At 32.3% G+C, this 15943-nt stretch carries 11 protein-coding genes; all 11 read right to left on the minus strand.

Annotated elements, in window-relative coordinates; all coding sequences use genetic code 11:
* Positions 1-245, minus strand: a 245-nt coding sequence (locus C4S75_RS01730) for a hypothetical protein (protein ID WP_146105544.1), incomplete at its 3' end; no start/stop codon positions are given.
* A 28-nt stretch (positions 246-273) separates the two neighbouring features.
* Positions 274-732, minus strand: coding sequence for a hypothetical protein (locus C4S75_RS01735; protein ID WP_146105545.1), 459 nt, complete (start codon positions 730-732; stop codon positions 274-276).
* Positions 725-7390 (minus strand): RHS repeat-associated core domain-containing protein, encoded by a 6666-nt coding sequence (locus C4S75_RS01740; RefSeq protein ID WP_105296606.1) that lies wholly within the window; start codon positions 7388-7390, stop codon positions 725-727. Before C4S75_RS01740 ends, C4S75_RS01735 begins: the two co-directional genes overlap by 8 nt.
* A 29-nt stretch (positions 7391-7419) precedes the next feature.
* The gene (locus tag C4S75_RS01745; RefSeq protein WP_105296607.1) at positions 7420-7878 is read right to left on the minus strand and encodes a T9SS type A sorting domain-containing protein; all 459 of its coding nucleotides are present in this window, start codon (positions 7876-7878) and stop codon (positions 7420-7422) included.
* Between the two features lie 144 nt (positions 7879-8022).
* Entirely contained in the window at positions 8023-10074 is a 2052-nt protein-coding gene (locus C4S75_RS01750) for a prolyl oligopeptidase family protein (protein ID WP_105296608.1), read from the minus strand.
* A 147-nt stretch (positions 10075-10221) separates the two neighbouring features.
* Complete coding sequence (locus C4S75_RS01755) at positions 10222-11142, minus strand: PfkB family carbohydrate kinase (protein WP_105296609.1); 921 nt, start codon at positions 11140-11142, stop codon at positions 10222-10224.
* A 193-nt stretch (positions 11143-11335) separates the two neighbouring features.
* Positions 11336-12250 (minus strand): DUF3078 domain-containing protein, encoded by a 915-nt coding sequence (locus C4S75_RS01760; RefSeq protein WP_158254196.1) that lies wholly within the window; start codon positions 12248-12250, stop codon positions 11336-11338.
* 439 nt (positions 12251-12689) lie between these two features.
* Positions 12690-13298 carry a DUF4254 domain-containing protein gene (locus C4S75_RS01765; protein WP_105296611.1) on the minus strand — a complete coding sequence of 203 codons (609 nt, stop codon included), beginning with the start codon at positions 13296-13298 and terminating at the stop codon, positions 12690-12692.
* A 37-nt stretch (positions 13299-13335) separates the two neighbouring features.
* On the minus strand, positions 13336-13530 hold the full coding sequence (gene tatA / locus C4S75_RS01770) for a twin-arginine translocase TatA/TatE family subunit (protein WP_105296612.1): 195 nt from the start codon (positions 13528-13530) through the stop codon (positions 13336-13338).
* A 77-nt stretch (positions 13531-13607) separates the two neighbouring features.
* Entirely contained in the window at positions 13608-15146 is a 1539-nt protein-coding gene (locus tag C4S75_RS01775) for a murein hydrolase activator EnvC (RefSeq protein ID WP_105296613.1), read from the minus strand.
* Positions 15146-15940, minus strand: a complete 795-nt coding sequence (locus tag C4S75_RS01780) for a DUF4292 domain-containing protein (protein ID WP_105296614.1) — start codon at positions 15938-15940, stop codon at positions 15146-15148. The genes C4S75_RS01775 and C4S75_RS01780 overlap by 1 nt, the downstream gene beginning before the upstream one ends.
* Positions 15941-15943 lie beyond the last annotated feature (3 nt).

Genomic DNA, 15943 nt, shown 5'->3' on the forward strand with positions numbered 1-15943 from the left:
AGTATTTGTCCTTCATATTTTACTGTATTTCCAAGAGTATCATATACCCAGGGGATTTCTGCCCATGCTTTTTTTATTAGTTCTCTGTTCGGTCTATATTCGGACAAAAAAACTCCTCTTGCCTTCGATTCTTCTATCGTCTCACTTATCTGAATTACTCTTGTTTTATCTTCAGCATCTATACCACATCCTATTATAATTATTAGGAAAAAACTACTAAAAACTATTTGTATCTTTTTATTCATACCATTATTCGGATCCGTATAAAAAAAACTATTTCTTCTTTATCAACAGCAATTCTCCCATACATTTTCTCTTTTTTCCTCCGTATATATAATAAATTAAAGTGTCTTTGGATAATTCTTCTTCTGTTAATATAAATGTAAGATATTTCCCCTTAACACCCACATTACCATTGGAAGTATCTCCTTGTTCGCATTCTGACCAACTATCGCTAAGACCTATACTGTCTTTGGCTTCTATGTATAACTCATGTCCTCTTTGTTTTTTGATATTTCCAAGGGTATCATATACCCAGTGGATTTCTGCCCATGCTTTTTTTATTATTTCTCTATTTGGCCTATATTCGGCCAAAAAAACTCCATTAGCCTTCGATTCTTCTATTGTCTCACTTATTTGTGTAATCTTTGTTCTATCGGGTACGTCAATATTGCATCCTACCATACCTAATAGGAATACACATGCTAAAATATTTCGTGTTTTTTTATTCATACCATTTTTTTGGGTTATAATGATAATATATGTTGTAAAATCCATTATTAGGAATAAAAGTCCCCACTCCTCCTCCATAGATCCCTATGGAGCTTAATGCATCTTTAACTACATGAAAACAGTTAGATAATAAAAAATGATATCTGGAAGAGGCACTCTGAAACGCTACATTCAATGCTTGGGCTACTTCTCTATAACTAAGCTTTTTTATAGTCATCATCTTATTATATACTCGTGATACTTTATCAAAATTCATCATAGATTCAAAGGAAGAAAAATATTCATTAGTAATCAGCGATTTTCCCCCAATTATTTCATTACCATCTTGATCACGCCCATCTTTGGATATAAAGCGATAGGATCTTGCTCCGGAGTCTTTTAATTTTCCTCCTATTGCTGAATGACCGTATCCATTTACAGCTTTTGTATTTTCAAATATATACAGCTCTCCTCGCTTAGGATCCAGCATTTTATGCGCCACATGATTTAATCCGCTTACAATTAATCCTGTAGCCGCACCTTGCCAGAAATTTCCGTCAGACAATACCGCTCCAAAACCTCCGCTTAAAGTTCCAAAAAATAGGGTTCCGCCTATTGTATTTTCGTCCATTCCTGCAAGCATACCTCCAATTCCTACTGTTGAAGATACCAGACTACTTATGCCTCCGCTGCTTATCCCTTGTTGTATATCTCCCCCGCTTATTCCCTGTATGATTCCTTGTGTCAATCCATTCATAACTCCCTCTATGCCTGAGGCTAATATGTCAACCTGTAAATTTGTCAAGGTTTGCGTAGAAGTACATATTCCGGTTCGTATTACACCCGCCAGACTTCCTACACCATAAGCAGCAACTCCACCGGCACTGCCCAAGGCTAAACCTTTTAAAAAGCCTCCCCAAAGAAAAGAATCGGTGCATAATGCATAAGTGGTATAAGTTACGGTTCCTATAGCAGCTCCTAATACTGCCGCACCTAACCAGGCTGATCCTGCTAGAGTAAATAACTCTCCGCTCGGATCGGTATATTTTAAAGGATTATTCAATACATATCCATAGCGATTGTAATTCTGTGAATTGTAAGGATCTTGGATATTATTATCGGGAGATAAAAATTGTTTTAAAACCGGATCGTACATACGTCCGTTCATATGGATCAACCCAACTTGGCTAAAATGTTCATGACCGGTATATCCGCGGTCCATAAATATAAGTTTCGGATTTTTAGTTTCTATATTTCCTTGTCTATCGGTTACTTGAATAAGTTTCCCCCAAGGATCATACAATCTTTTTTCAAGAATACCTCCTTTTTCATTTGTTATAGCCAGTATGGAACCTTGATAATCTCTATGAAAATAAACTAAAGATTCATCCGTTTTCTGATAATTCCCTTTTTTGAAATTAGTGATATTGGCAGCCGGTGCTTCGTAGGGATTCCCCCCTATATAGGTTATAATCGTGGTTGAATTCTTATCGGTAACAATTTCTACATCTTGGGCATTTGAATAATATTTTTTTTGTACTTCCTTTGAATTTAATTGAAAGGAAGCCGAACTGCGGTTACCATGGATATTGTAGATAAATTTTAAGTCATGAATATTCTTAAATTCCTTATTAGAGCCATAAGATAATTTTTCTACTGCTTTAATTGATGATGGTTTTTTAAATGCGTTGTATCTGATTTGTTGAAGTGGGGCAGTTTCGTAATAATTTCTACCCTTTGAATTAAGATATATGTCGGATTTTTTATAATGTGCCAATGTTTGATATTGATATTCTCCTACATGCGAATTTTCGGTAATTCTCCCATCGTTTGCATAGCGAAGTGTATGAATTCCATTGGCATCGTACCAGGTAACTAATCGCTCAAATCGGTCATAATCAAACTCTTCATTCCAATTGGAGTAATTATTGATTCGAGTATTTAAGTTCCCGTTTCTCCAATTAAATTCATATTCAATATCAAAGAGATGAGACCTTCTGGATGAATGCCTCATTCTTGTTATATATCCAGCCTTATCAATAGTATTATGAATATTTATACCATTACCCAACTTAATCGAAAGAGCTTGCATTCTTTCATTGACTCCTGTTATTTGCCAAACAGGTACATATTTTCCATTTTCTAAACGATCTATTTTTTCCAACATTCCGTTGTTTTCATTATAGCCGTAAGCAACTATGACAGAAGAATATAAATTACCATAGTAAACTATTTTTTCTTCGTTTACTATTTTTCCATAAAAATCATATTTATATTTATTTAAATATGTCACATCCTGCGTAATTTCTTCTGTTCCTGCCAATAGGTTATTGTTGTTGTAAGTATAATTATACGTAAAACGTTGATTGTTATAATATCCGTATTCTTTTTTCAATAAACCTGTGTTGGAATATTCATAATTAACATTTAGATAATTACCTATATCATCCATTTTTTTAGAGAGTAGTCTTCCGGTGGGAGAATAAGTATAAGTAGTAGTTCCTTCCGGAGTGGATTCTTTCAACAATTCTCCATAATTATTATATTCTTGAGTATAAGGTTTGGTGCTGACCGAAGGATCCTTAAAAGATATTCTTCTGCCCCATCCGTCATATAAATAAGTCAGAGTGTGGTCACCATATTTAGCTGTTTTTTGATTTCCGTTGGCAAAGTAGGTATAGTGAATTATTTCACCATTATCGTTAAGCATACGTATATTTCCACTTGCATCTCGAGTTAATGTTTGTTTTTTAACTTCATCATCAGTAGTAACGGACAATCCTTTATAAGTAGTCGTTATGGTTTTACCTGTAAAAAGTTTTTGTTTTACAGGTCGGCTGAATTCGTCGTATTCTATCGTATTCCATCTTAAGGGTTCTTGCCCTTCAATGTATGGTTCACTTTCTTTAATTTTTCTTCCTAATTCATCATATACGGTTTGTTTGGATATATACATTTCAGGTTGATCTCCTTTGATCGTGGATTTTATTTCATTTCCAAATATATCTTTATGTATCCGGGAATATTCATGGGTATCTTCATTGAAAGTGGTAATTTTTATTCCTCCTCCTTCTGTTCTTTCATATAGGGTAGTATTGAATAGTGGATCAATTGTAGAACCTATTATTCTTACATCTTCAACTTTCCCCCAATTATCATATCGAGATTCTGTAAGTACATCCTCTGGACTGGTATGACTCAATACCTGCCCCAAATTATTATAAGTGAAATATTCGGTTAGATTATTTATATCTGTTTTTTTAACAACAAATCTTCCGGTAGGATCATATTCTTCTTTAGTTGTTCGAGGAGATACTCCCGGAGCAGATACTGTTTTTTCTATCAAATTGCCAAAAACATCATACTTCATATCCTCGGTTATATAATCGGTACGGTGCCCTTTTTTCATTACCTTGGAAACTAAGTTACCTGAGTAGGAATATTTCTCTTCCGAAGTATATTCATCTCCATATGCTGATATTTGGCTATTGGTTTGAATTAATCTTCCTACATAATATCTGGTATCATAGGCATACGGAAAATCATCGTACGTATAATTTATGGTTTTTATTTCTACTCCATTATCGATGGTTTTTTGTTTTATATTATAAAATCCATCATAACTATATTTTGTTTTAGTTTCAATACCTGTTAAGTAATCTTTTTCATATTGTTTATCAAGTAATTTTGTCCACTTTTTATCACTTGATCTCATGATTGAATATTTAAAATCTTTTTTACTTATTAAATAGTCTTCTTTCCGCTCATTCATAATGAAATTAAGATTATTTCCTCGAGTTATCCAGTTGGATAGCGGGAGACCACGATATTGAGGTGAATATTGAGTAACATTCCAGTTAATTGAAGAAATATTTTGAGATTTCCAACTTGATTCTGCAACTTTTTTAAAACCTAGTAATCCCAATCCTTGAGCATGAGATACTAACCCGAAATATTTGTACTCTTTTTCCCGTTTTTTTCCTCCGGCTGTTATAAAGAGTTTTTTGACAACATCCAAATTAGATGCTTGTGAAATTTCTTTAAAGGGATAGTTTTCTGTTAAAGAAGAATGATAAACTCCTTCTATATTTCCTAATCCGTTATTTTTTGAATTAGGTTCCAAAGGAGCATATTCAATTTTAGTAACAATATTTCCATCAGATTCTGAAATGCCTGTCAATAATATATCTTTTCTCAAATCTTTATTAAAAGCGCCTTTCCAAATTTCATTTCCTTGTACAAAAACTAAATTCCCTGTTTTTTGATTATTACTATAATCCGCAAGAAGCAAGGTAATTGGATCACTATATCCGTATTTAGACCATATGCCGGTATCAATGGGTGAGGCAAACATCGGTTTTTGTTCTCCTCCCAAATTCTCATAGTATTGCAAACTTGCTTTTCCGTTTCTCGATCCGTCCCATCCATTTCCATATGATTCATATATTGAAATTATAAAATCTGATTTACCGTCTTTATTGAGATCTGCTACCCTATAGGTTTTATATCTTCTTCTTTTGGTTTGACTTTTACCTTTCCATAAGGGAAGATATTCTGCTAAATTTTGATAAAATACTTTTTCAAAATCGTTTCCTTTGGATAAATATAAATACCAGTTAGAAGATCCTTCCTTTTCAGGAATCAAAAGGTCTGTTTTTCCATCTCCGTTGAAATCGCCAAAAAGAACGGGTTTTATACCATCATATTCCGGTATATTACCACTTACTATAATTTTCAACTCTTTGTCTTTGGTTAGTGTCGAAATACTAAAATCGCCAACTTTTCCATAACTTGCCTTTTTAATAAAACTGATAATATCTGATTTTCCGTCTCCATCAAAATCAATCACATAATTGTTTGTATACATTAAAAAATCAGCTTTATTTAAAACTCGATAACTTTCCTTATCAGGCAATAAGGGATTCATATCAACATAATACGGTAAAATATATTCTTTACTTGGGCTGGTTATACAATGGAGGTTCGGCCTTCTTGAATGTAGATAGTCTCCATTTTTCCGGTAATCTATACCGTCTACATCACGTAATCTTTTTATACTTTTATCAGCACTCCCCAAAACTATGATCTCAGATATTCCGTCTCCATTAAAATCGCCTTCGATGAAATCATAATATACTTTATTGGTATAAGTAAATTTTTTACTCGGATCACCGGCACATTCATCTGCATGGAAACCTCCGTGCGGATACTTAATTTTTCTAATGTAGTTTTGTTCAAATTTATTTTGTTCCTTATTAAAGTTAGATACAGTCAAAATTAATTCATTATCTGTATGATTTTTGAAATCTGAAGGTGCCAAATAACTCAAATCGTTATTCTTATAAGTTACTATTGATTGAAAATTATTCATTTTACCCCGAGTTAAGGTTGAAATTGGATAATTTAAAAGCTTTTCTGTATTTATCTGAATTACACTACCACTTTCTTTTCCAAGATTTTGAAATAAATCTTTATACAACTTTCCTCCGGCTATTACATCTACTTGGCCGTTTCCACTGAAATCTCCGATCATTTTTATATTCTTTAAATCCCATAAAGCATCGGATTTATCTTTTATATATGAATCAAATGTATTATTGGTTGTATTATAAGAAAAATTAATTGGATTGGACGGATCTCCATTTCCATTAAATTCTTGTACTGAAACCACTCGTTGGTAATTGCCTGTGATTGCCTTATGTTTAATTTGATATTTTCTAAATAATTGATTACCTGCAGTTACCTCTATTTTATCCAATATACGGTTATTGACCATTTTTATTCCATGTACATAAGCAAACTCCGGACGTTCTCTTTTTTTATAATAAAATTGAATAGTGTTACTGTATCCGGTATCTTTCTTTTCATTTTTTCCCCATACTATTTTATTAATATAGGTTGTATTTTGATTCCTGTCATAAAAATATTCGATATAATTACCTTGTAAATCAACCCATTTTTTTATAAGCCATTCGGTTACACCTCGGGAATCGTCTGATGAACCGTATAATGCCATGGTCCCATCCGGAAAAAGTACTTTAAAATATTTTGGCCTTTTCCCATCTATTCCCGGCATTGATACCATACCCACAGACACAATATAAAGATTCGAATAAATTTCAGTTTGATATACTGTATTTTCTTTTCCGTAGTCTCCTTCTCTAATAACTAAACGTTGTCCATCTAAGGAATACTTATCATTTTCATTAAAATTAACTCCATCCACAAATCCATCAATATCTATTCGGGTAGAAACTAATGAAATAGAAGAAATTCCGGCTATATTACACCCATACCCGGCTACTCCATTATCTGAAGAGCTGTTGTAAGTTAAAGCTATTTGGGGAGCAACATTTTTTATTCCGGGCGGTAAAGCTATGGGAACTTTATAATTAGTTGATCCGAAAGTGGAAACATTTAATTCTCCTTTAGAATCTGCAAAGTGGGCTAATGGTCCGTTTTCCGGAGGGTACAATTCGTTGCGATCTTCTTCGATGAAATCACCTATTACACGGAGCAAAGGGTTATCAGAGTTCTCTAGATCTTTCTTATCCATTTTATTTTTAATTCCATTTACGTTTTTATCTAAATCATTATTTTCAGATAAAAGCGATTGGGCTGTAATCGGTAATGTCATAGAGAGAAAGACAGACATACCTAGGGTATATATAAATTTCATTTTTATGTAATTAGTTTGAGGGTTGTGGCTTATTTTTTAATAATGGAGTGATTAATTATTCTTCCATCTGAACAATATATTTTAACATAATATACTCCTGAAGGCTTTTGATTCATTGAGAGAACTGCTTTTTGATCCGAAGCCCTAAATTTAACTTCTTCTATCAGTTTAGCATTATAAGCAGACAATTCTATCTTAACTAATAAGTTAGCTATTTGTGTATCCCACTTGATGATTAATTCAGTTTCCACCGGATTAGGATATATCTCTAATCCATTTGTAGCAGTATACATTATAGGTTCATCAAGAACGGGAGTAATGACAGGCTCAGGATCCAGCGGTCCGGGAATGGGCTTCGGATTACCATCATATTGCAATATTCTTAACTCTTGATTTCCGGAAATATCATAATCAAAGTGAAGACTCTGGGCAGTTAAAGAGATTATTCCTATTAACAAACAGAATAGAAATAAGAAAAAATATTTCATAGTAATGAATTTAAAATAGTTATTATCTTCCAAAGATATAAAATAAAATTAAGTCAATACCATGTAATTATATTTTTATTTAAAAAAATAAGGGATTGCTATAAAATAAAGCAATCCCTCGGAGTTATTTTTGGTTTTTTGTATCTATTTTAACTCTTTAATTCCGAAATTTTTAAAAGCAAAAGCAAATTTATCTGCAGTTTCTTCAATAAGTAAATCAACAGGTTTTCCGGCTCCATGTCCGGCCCTGGTTTCAATTCTTATTAAAACCGGATTTTTGCAATTTTGTTTTTCTTGTAATTCTGCAACAAATTTATAGGAATGAGAAGGAACTACTCGGTCATCATGATCTCCGGTAGTAAGTAACGTTGCAGGATAGCAAATTCCTTTTTTAACATTGTGTACCGGAGAATAGGATTTAAGATAAGTAAACATTTCTTTATTATCTTCAGCTGTTCCATAATCATACGCCCACCCGGCTCCGGCGGTAAACGTATGATATCGTAACATATCAAGAACACCCACAGCAGGTAAGGCAACTTTGGCTAAATTTGGCCGCATGGTCATTACTGCTCCTACTAACAATCCTCCATTGGATCCTCCCGATAAGGCTAAGTATTCTGAAGAGGTATATTTATTGGATATTAAATATTCACCGGCGGCTATAAAATCTTCAAATACATTTTTTTTCTTTAATTGAGTTCCTGCGTCATGCCACTTTCTACCGTATTCCCCTCCTCCTCGAAGGTTAGCAACTGCATAGACTCCTCCATTTTGTAACCACACGGCAGTCGCTACAGAAAATACGGGAAGCAGACTGATTTCGAATCCTCCATATCCATATAAAAGGGTTGGATTTTTCCCATTGAACTGTGTCCCTTTTTTATAAGTAATTGTCATCGGTATTTTCGTTCCGTCTGATGAAGTATAAAAAATTTGTTTACTCTCAAATTGATTTGGATCAAAGTTTATCTCAGGTTTTTTGTACAGCTCTGATTTTCCGTTTTCCGTATCTAACTTAAAAACGGTTGATGGATATATGTAGCCGGTAAAGGAATAATATATTTCTTTTTGATGAGATTTCCCTGTAAAGCCTGTTGCCTGACCTAATCCGGGTAATGGTAAGGTTCGTATTAAGTTACCATTTAAATCGAATTGCTTCACTTCAGAATGTACATCAACAATATAGTTAGCAAAAAAATATTTATTAGCACCGGTCACATGTAAGACTGATTCAGACTCCGGTATGATCGTTTCCCATTTCGGCTCTTTCTGCCCTGATTGTGTTACATTCAATCTAACCAATTTTTTATTGGGTGCCTGTTCATTGGTTTCAATATATAACCAATCTCCATCGGTAGTGATTACTTCGTAATTATTGGTAAAGCCGGTTACGATGGGTTGTATTTTATTTTTATTTTGGGTGTCCAGAATATATAGTTCATTACCCGATGTTGAATTTGCTGCCGTAATTATTATATATCGTTGATCTTCGGAAACCTTTGCATTGATATATCTTCTTGGTGTTTCTTCTCCCCCGAAAATTATCGGGTCTTTGGATTGAGATTCCTTTAAGGAATGAAAATACAAGATATGATGTTCTGTTTTCCCCGATAATTGACTTCCTTCTTTCGGCTTTTGATAACTCGAATAATAAAATCCTTCATTGGATTTCCAAGCTATGTTTGAAAATTTAACGTGAGTTAAAGTATCTCCAATCTGTTTTTTAGTTTGGGTTTCAATTACTACTACTTTCCTCCAATCTGAACCACCTTCCGAAATTTGATATGCGGCTAAGCTTCCGTCTTTACTGAAAGAAATATCACCTAAAGAAGATGTCCCGTCTTTAGAAAAGGTATTGGGATCTAAAAATACCTCTTCTTTTCCTCCGGAAGTTAATTTTCTATAAAGCACCGACTGAGGCTGCAATCCATTATTTTTATAATAATAGGTATAATTTCCTTCCTCAAAAGGTGCTGAAATTCTTTCATAATTCCACAGCTTTTTAAGCTGGTCTTTTAGTTGATTTCTAAACGGTATGTTATGTAAATATTCAAATGTCAACTCATTTTGAGTTTTTATCCATTGTTTAGTTTTAGGAGATTGATCATCTTCCAACCATCTATAAGGAGCCGGAACTTTTTCTCCAAAATATTCGTCAACCACCGATTGTTTTTCTGTACCAGGATATTTCATGTGTTATGCATTTACGGTTAAGCATGAGACTAAACTTAACGTAATTATTTTTGGTTTTATCATAAAAACTTATTAATAATTATAAAATTAAAAAAAACCTTTAATTAACAAATTAAAGGTTAGATAAAATTATGGATGTTTAAAATATTAAAAGCTGTAATTATATTCGGTCAAATTTTTGAATTCATTAAGTCTATTTTCATATTCCATGGAAGATAACTCTTGTAATTTCTCTGTACCGAATTTTTCAACCGTGAAAGAAGCTAATGCACTTCCCACGATAATGGCTTTTTTCATATTTTCATAGGATAAATCTGCCGTTTGGGTTATATAGCCTGCAAATCCCCCGGCAAAAGTATCTCCTGCACCTGTTGGATCAAAAACATCTTCTAAAGGCAGAGCGGGAGCAAAAAATATTTTATTTTCATTAAACAATAAGGCACCATGTTCACCTTTTTTTATTATTACTACCTTAGGACCCATGCTTTGAATTTTTTTTGCTGCTTTAACTAAGCTGAATTCCCCCGATAATTGTCGGGCTTCTGCATCGTTTACTGTTAATACATCTACTTTGGAAATAATTTGAAGCAATGAATCCCAAGCGGTATTCATCCAGAAGTCCATAGTATCTAAGATTACCAATTTTGGTTTATCAGTCATTTGTTCTAAAACAGATAATTGTATGGCGGGATGTAAATTTCCTAACATTACTATTTCAGAATTTTTTTGAGAATCGGGTATTTTTGGCTCAAAATTTTCCAACACATTTAATTCGGTGATTAATGTGTCTCGATTATTCATATCTATATGATATTTTCCTGACCAAAAAAAAGTTTTTCCGTCTTCTATTTTTTTTACTCCTTCAATACCTATGGAATTTTTATGAAATACCTCTATATATTCAGGTTTAAAATCACCGCCTATTACAGAAACAAGGTTAACTTCTGCTCCCAGCTTGGAAGCAGCCAAACCTATATAAGTGGCAGCTCCGCCTAAAATTTTATCAGTTTTCCCAAACGGGGTCTCTATGGCATCGTATGCTACGGTACCCACTGCTAGTAATTTCATTTATTTTAATTAAAATTGTGTGTCTACAAAGATAAACCTATTGTAAAAGATAAGAAAAGTTTTAACGAAAAATATATCCTATTTTATAATTTTTTTTTACTTAAATGCCTATTTTTCAATAGTTATTTGATATATGTTTAAATTCATTCAAGTTGTTATCTTTTTTCGATAACTAATTCTATTCTCCTTACGATTATTTATTTTTTGACTTAAATCCATAGGATAAGCCTATCCCAAATGTTTGCCGTGTTTGAACTCTTTCTATTTGATCGTGATCATAAATTAAGTCAAAGGTTAGTTTCGTGGATATGTGGTTATTGACTTTCATATCAATAACACTTCCAAAATTCACATCAACCCTTTCGGTGTGAGATAAGTAATTAGTAAATAAAGACAAAGCATTATCCCAAACAACATTTTTCATGATTTCAACTTTATATTTAGCGGTAACCATTGCCCCTAGTTCCATAAACATACAGTCTCCGTCATGTTTTAATCCGTAATTATTTTTTTTCTGCAATTTTCTGTCCAGAACAAATGTATTTTTAGAGGTTATGGGTAATAATGATAATTGAAAATTTCCATCCGGTTTATATTCAAAACCAACCCCTAACGTTAAATAGCCAGGAGACATAAAAGAGGAAATTCTGTCTTTGGAAGTGTAATCCGGATGGGCAGAATAATCATATCCGTTAAACATTTGTGTTTTAAAAGACATATCTATACTTGCATACCAATTCTTTGATATGCTCCTTCCATACATCGACTCAAGTAACAAAATATCATCTGTTTTTCTCATCTTATCGTTTTTGTTGTTAACTTGACCATAACCGATGGTTATTGTATTTTTAAAAATATTTTTTCCTTTTTTGTAATCTAAGGAATATTTTATTCTTGCTGATCCTCCAAAAGAATTTGTTCCTCCGGCTATCCAATGTGAAAATGAACTTTGATTTACTATAAGTGAATGGTCTCCACTAATTTTCCAATTTTTAGTTTTCTTGGGAACAGTTACCGTATCTGTAACTGGATTTTCTGTACCTAATTGTTGAGCATAAATAAAATGTGAAAGGATGGATACAAATAAAAATAATAAAATTTTCTTCATCATTCTTGATCGATTTATTGGTTTTAAAAAAAGTTAAATATAGCAAGAATTCAATTTACGCATTAGTTTACTTTTATTTATCAATTAAAGGATTGAATTGATATTACTTTTCTTGTGTTATGTAAGTTTCTTGTTTAATGAAATAAATAATATACGAATATATTCGTATATTATCTAAATTCAAAATTAAATATGCGTATTGTTGATAACCTTACGAATAATTTATTTAAAAAATGAGAATTTTTAATTATTTATTTGTTGAAAAAATACTCCATAGAAGTATAAATGGAGAGTGTTTTATAGAGAAGTAAAATCAAAATGAACATAAATGCAAAAAAATAAAAATTACTATTATAAAAGCTATATCATATATAGCTTTTGTTTTTATTCAGCTATATATGATGTAACTAATTAATACTTACTAACTAAAATATAAATTTTATTTTTTACTGTTATAAAGAACCGGATTTAATTCATCATCATTGTACATCTTCATTTGTTTGTATACTTTCATATACTTTTTCCCGGTTGAGTAGTCGTCTAAAAGTTCTTCTATTGCTGTAGATAGATCTATATATTGCTGTTGTAAAACGTCTAATTTTTTCTGACAGCTTTCTTTGTGTTCTTGCCCTGCATCCGGACGCTCAACCTCAGCTTTCATATGATATATCTTTAAAGATAAAATCGATAAACGATCTATCGCCCAAGCCGGACTTTCCGTATTTATTTTTGCATCGGGAAGAATTTGAACGTCTTTATATTTATTTAAAAACCAGCTATCCAAATTTTCAACCCGATCAGTCCTTTCTTGATTAGATTTGTCAATCCACCTTTTTAATCGTAAGGCTTCAATCGGATCAATATTTTCATCTCTTATAAGATCTTCCAAATGCCATTGAACGGTATCAATCCAGTTTTTTAAATACAATAAGTGTTCTAAGCTATCTTGAGGATATGGGTTGTTAATTTTCTGGTTTACATCATCTTTTACATGATAATCCTGAATACTTTGATTAAATATTTTCCAGGCTTTTTCTGTAAATTTCATGTTGTTATTTATTATTTTACTAATAATTAATTTGTGATTAGTTTTCGTCTTTGGAATTAGATGATGATTGAGAATCTTTATTCTTTTCGTCATCTGACTTAGTAGCATCTTTAAACTCCTTCAATCCTGTTCCCAAACCTCTCATCAATTCAGGAATTTTTTTCCCACCAAACAATAATAATACTACAATCAATATTATTATTATAGACATAGGATGTTCAAATAATCTCATAATTTTTTTTGATTTGCTTCAAAGTTAATGAATTTTTCAAAATTCTTAACTTCAATAATACATTTTCTATAAATAACTTACATACCGGATAACCAGTTGGATGGATTTTGAGGAACAGTACCTTTCCATACCTGGAACCCTAAAAGGGTGGTATTCGTATCGTCTGTGTAAATTTTACCTAACGCTTGGCCTGTTTTTACTTTGTCTCCTACGGAAACAATAACAGTTGAAAGGTTTGAATATAAGGTAAAATAATTCCCATGACTGATCAATACTGCTTTCCCTCCTCCGGGAACTATCAAAATTCTGCTTACTGATCCGTTAAATACGGATTTAGCCAAACTACCCGGTGCAGCAGCTATCTCAACGCCTTGATGCTCTACATAAATATTCGGTACTACCGGATGTGGCGTTCTACCAAATCCCGAAACCACTGTTCCTGCAACCGGCCAAGGAAGTGAGTTTTTATTGGCTTCAAAATTTCTAGACAGTGTTTCTGAAGCACTCGTATTTATGTTAGGAATATCTAAGGACTTCTTCTTTGCAACTGCTTTTTCTTCTGCAATTTTAGCATCTTGTGCTTTTTGTGATGCTAATTTTTCGGCTGCCGACTTTTCAGCAGCTGCCTTTTCAGCAGCTTTTCTAGCGTCATCCGCCCTTTTTGCTGCTGCTTTATCATTAGCCTCTTTTTCAGCTGCTAATTTAGCGGCTAAGGCTTGTTCTGCTGCTTTTTTAGCTGCAGCCGCTTTTTGAGCAGCCATTTTTTCTGCCGCCATATGAGCCTCCATTGCTTTTTTAGCTCGTTCTTCTTCTATTGTTTTTTTTCGTAATCTTTCTGCTTCTTCTGCCTTTCTTCTTTCTTCAGCCTCTTTCGCCTTAACGACTCTAAGCTCTTCCGCAATAATTGCTTGAACCTGTCTTTCCAAATCCTTTCTTTGTGATTGTTTTTGCTTTATTTTTTCAGCTAAATCACCTTGCTCCTTCATATATCGCTCAACTAAAATTTCTTTTTCTTTCTTTTCTGTGTTTAGTTGATTAATTTGGGCTTGTTGTTGAGCCAAAACCACTAATTTTTCTTTTTTTGCGGCTTCTCTTAATTCGATGGTATGTAAAATTTGCTGTTGTTTTTCATTAATTTCAGCAACTTTTTCATCTTGGAATTCCGAATATTTCTGTAAATATTTTATGCGTCGAAAAGCTTGGGATATGTTTTCTGACGATAATATAAATAAAATCTTATTTTGAACGGATTTATTTTTATAGGATCGTATCAATACATCTGCATAATCTTCTCTCAGCTTTTTTAATTCTCTTCGTAATTTATTAACTGCTAATTGATTTAAATATATTTCTTCATCTAATACTCTGGCTTCTTTCCGTGTGGTGTTGATCAATTTTGCCCGTACGCTGATTTTTTTATTAAGATTCGCAATATATGTAATAGATGTTTTCGATTCATTTTTACTTGAAATCAAAGCCTTGTTGAGTTCGGCAATCTCTTGTTTTAATTGAGCACTCTGTTTTTGAAGGTCTTCTTTCTTATAGGGTAACTGACTATAGATAAATATAGTTAGTAAAAGAAAGAAAAATGTATATATTTTTTTATTAATAGCCATTAATTAATTTTTCTTTGCGAATATCCCTTTGGAATTTCAAAAGGCGTTTCCATATTAACGAACTCAAATTTATTATAATTCAATGTAATTTTAATCTCTTTTTCTCCTTTTATGAAAATTTTAATATTTCTTGGCAAAATTTTATTCTCAATATTTATATAATCATCATAATCTATCTGTAAATACGTATTTTTTGATGGATCATCCATACGTATCTGTCTTAAATTAGAATTGGAATCGAAGGTAAGTCTTCTTGAAAAATTTCTTGCATCTTTACCGCTGCCTACTTTCATAGTTTTTTTGGAAATAAGTATATAATAATTATTCTCAATTGAAAAATTAAAATCGTTGATATCTAAAGGAAAAAATAATTTACCTATCAATAAATCTTCAATATTTTTATAGGTTAAAAAATCAACTTTTAAAAGATTATTTAAATAATCAAAATTTGAATCAACATATGTTTTTCCTAATCTTTCGTACATCTTAAATCCTTCCGGATAAATGGAAGCTCTTGCTAAAGGAAGAATTAAAGATGCGTTAGCCCAAATTTGATTTCCTTTATCGATATATAGGGTTAAGGCTACCGAAGGATATGAATTCCCCGATTCTATATCTGCATTAGCTTTTATCTTTAGAGTAGTAAAATCGACAGGTTGAGCAATCGTTTTAACTAAATTTTCAACACTTGCATTTTCAGACTTGATTTCTTTTTCATTAATGGATATTCCTTTTTGGGTTTTACATGAAAATATCAATGCAGAAGCCAAGAATAGAATCAGTAATTTTTTCATATC

Source organism: Apibacter sp. wkB309, from assembly GCF_002964915.1.
Lineage (GTDB): Bacteria > Bacteroidota > Bacteroidia > Flavobacteriales > Weeksellaceae > Apibacter.

Bases quoted from the DNA above. Each gene is read 5' to 3' on its own strand.
- C4S75_RS01735 (WP_146105545.1), bottom strand. From the start codon at position 732: ATGAATAAAAAAACACGAAATATTTTAGCATGTGTATTCCTATTAGGT.
- C4S75_RS01740 (WP_105296606.1), bottom strand. From the start codon at position 7,390: ATGAAATTTATATATACCCTAGGTATGTCTGTCTTTCTCTCTATGACA.
- C4S75_RS01745 (WP_105296607.1), bottom strand. From the start codon at position 7,878: ATGAAATATTTTTTCTTATTTCTATTCTGTTTGTTAATAGGAATAATC.
- C4S75_RS01750 (WP_105296608.1), bottom strand. From the start codon at position 10,074: ATGAAATATCCTGGTACAGAAAAACAATCGGTGGTTGACGAATATTTT.
- C4S75_RS01755 (WP_105296609.1), bottom strand. From the start codon at position 11,142: ATGAAATTACTAGCAGTGGGTACCGTAGCATACGATGCCATAGAGACC.
- C4S75_RS01760 (WP_158254196.1), bottom strand. From the start codon at position 12,250: ATGAAGAAAATTTTATTATTTTTATTTGTATCCATCCTTTCACATTTT.
- C4S75_RS01765 (WP_105296611.1), bottom strand. From the start codon at position 13,298: ATGAAATTTACAGAAAAAGCCTGGAAAATATTTAATCAAAGTATTCAG.
- tatA (WP_105296612.1), bottom strand. From the start codon at position 13,530: ATGAGATTATTTGAACATCCTATGTCTATAATAATAATATTGATTGTA.
- C4S75_RS01775 (WP_105296613.1), bottom strand. From the start codon at position 15,146: ATGGCTATTAATAAAAAAATATATACATTTTTCTTTCTTTTACTAACT.
- C4S75_RS01780 (WP_105296614.1), bottom strand. From the start codon at position 15,940: ATGAAAAAATTACTGATTCTATTCTTGGCTTCTGCATTGATATTTTCA.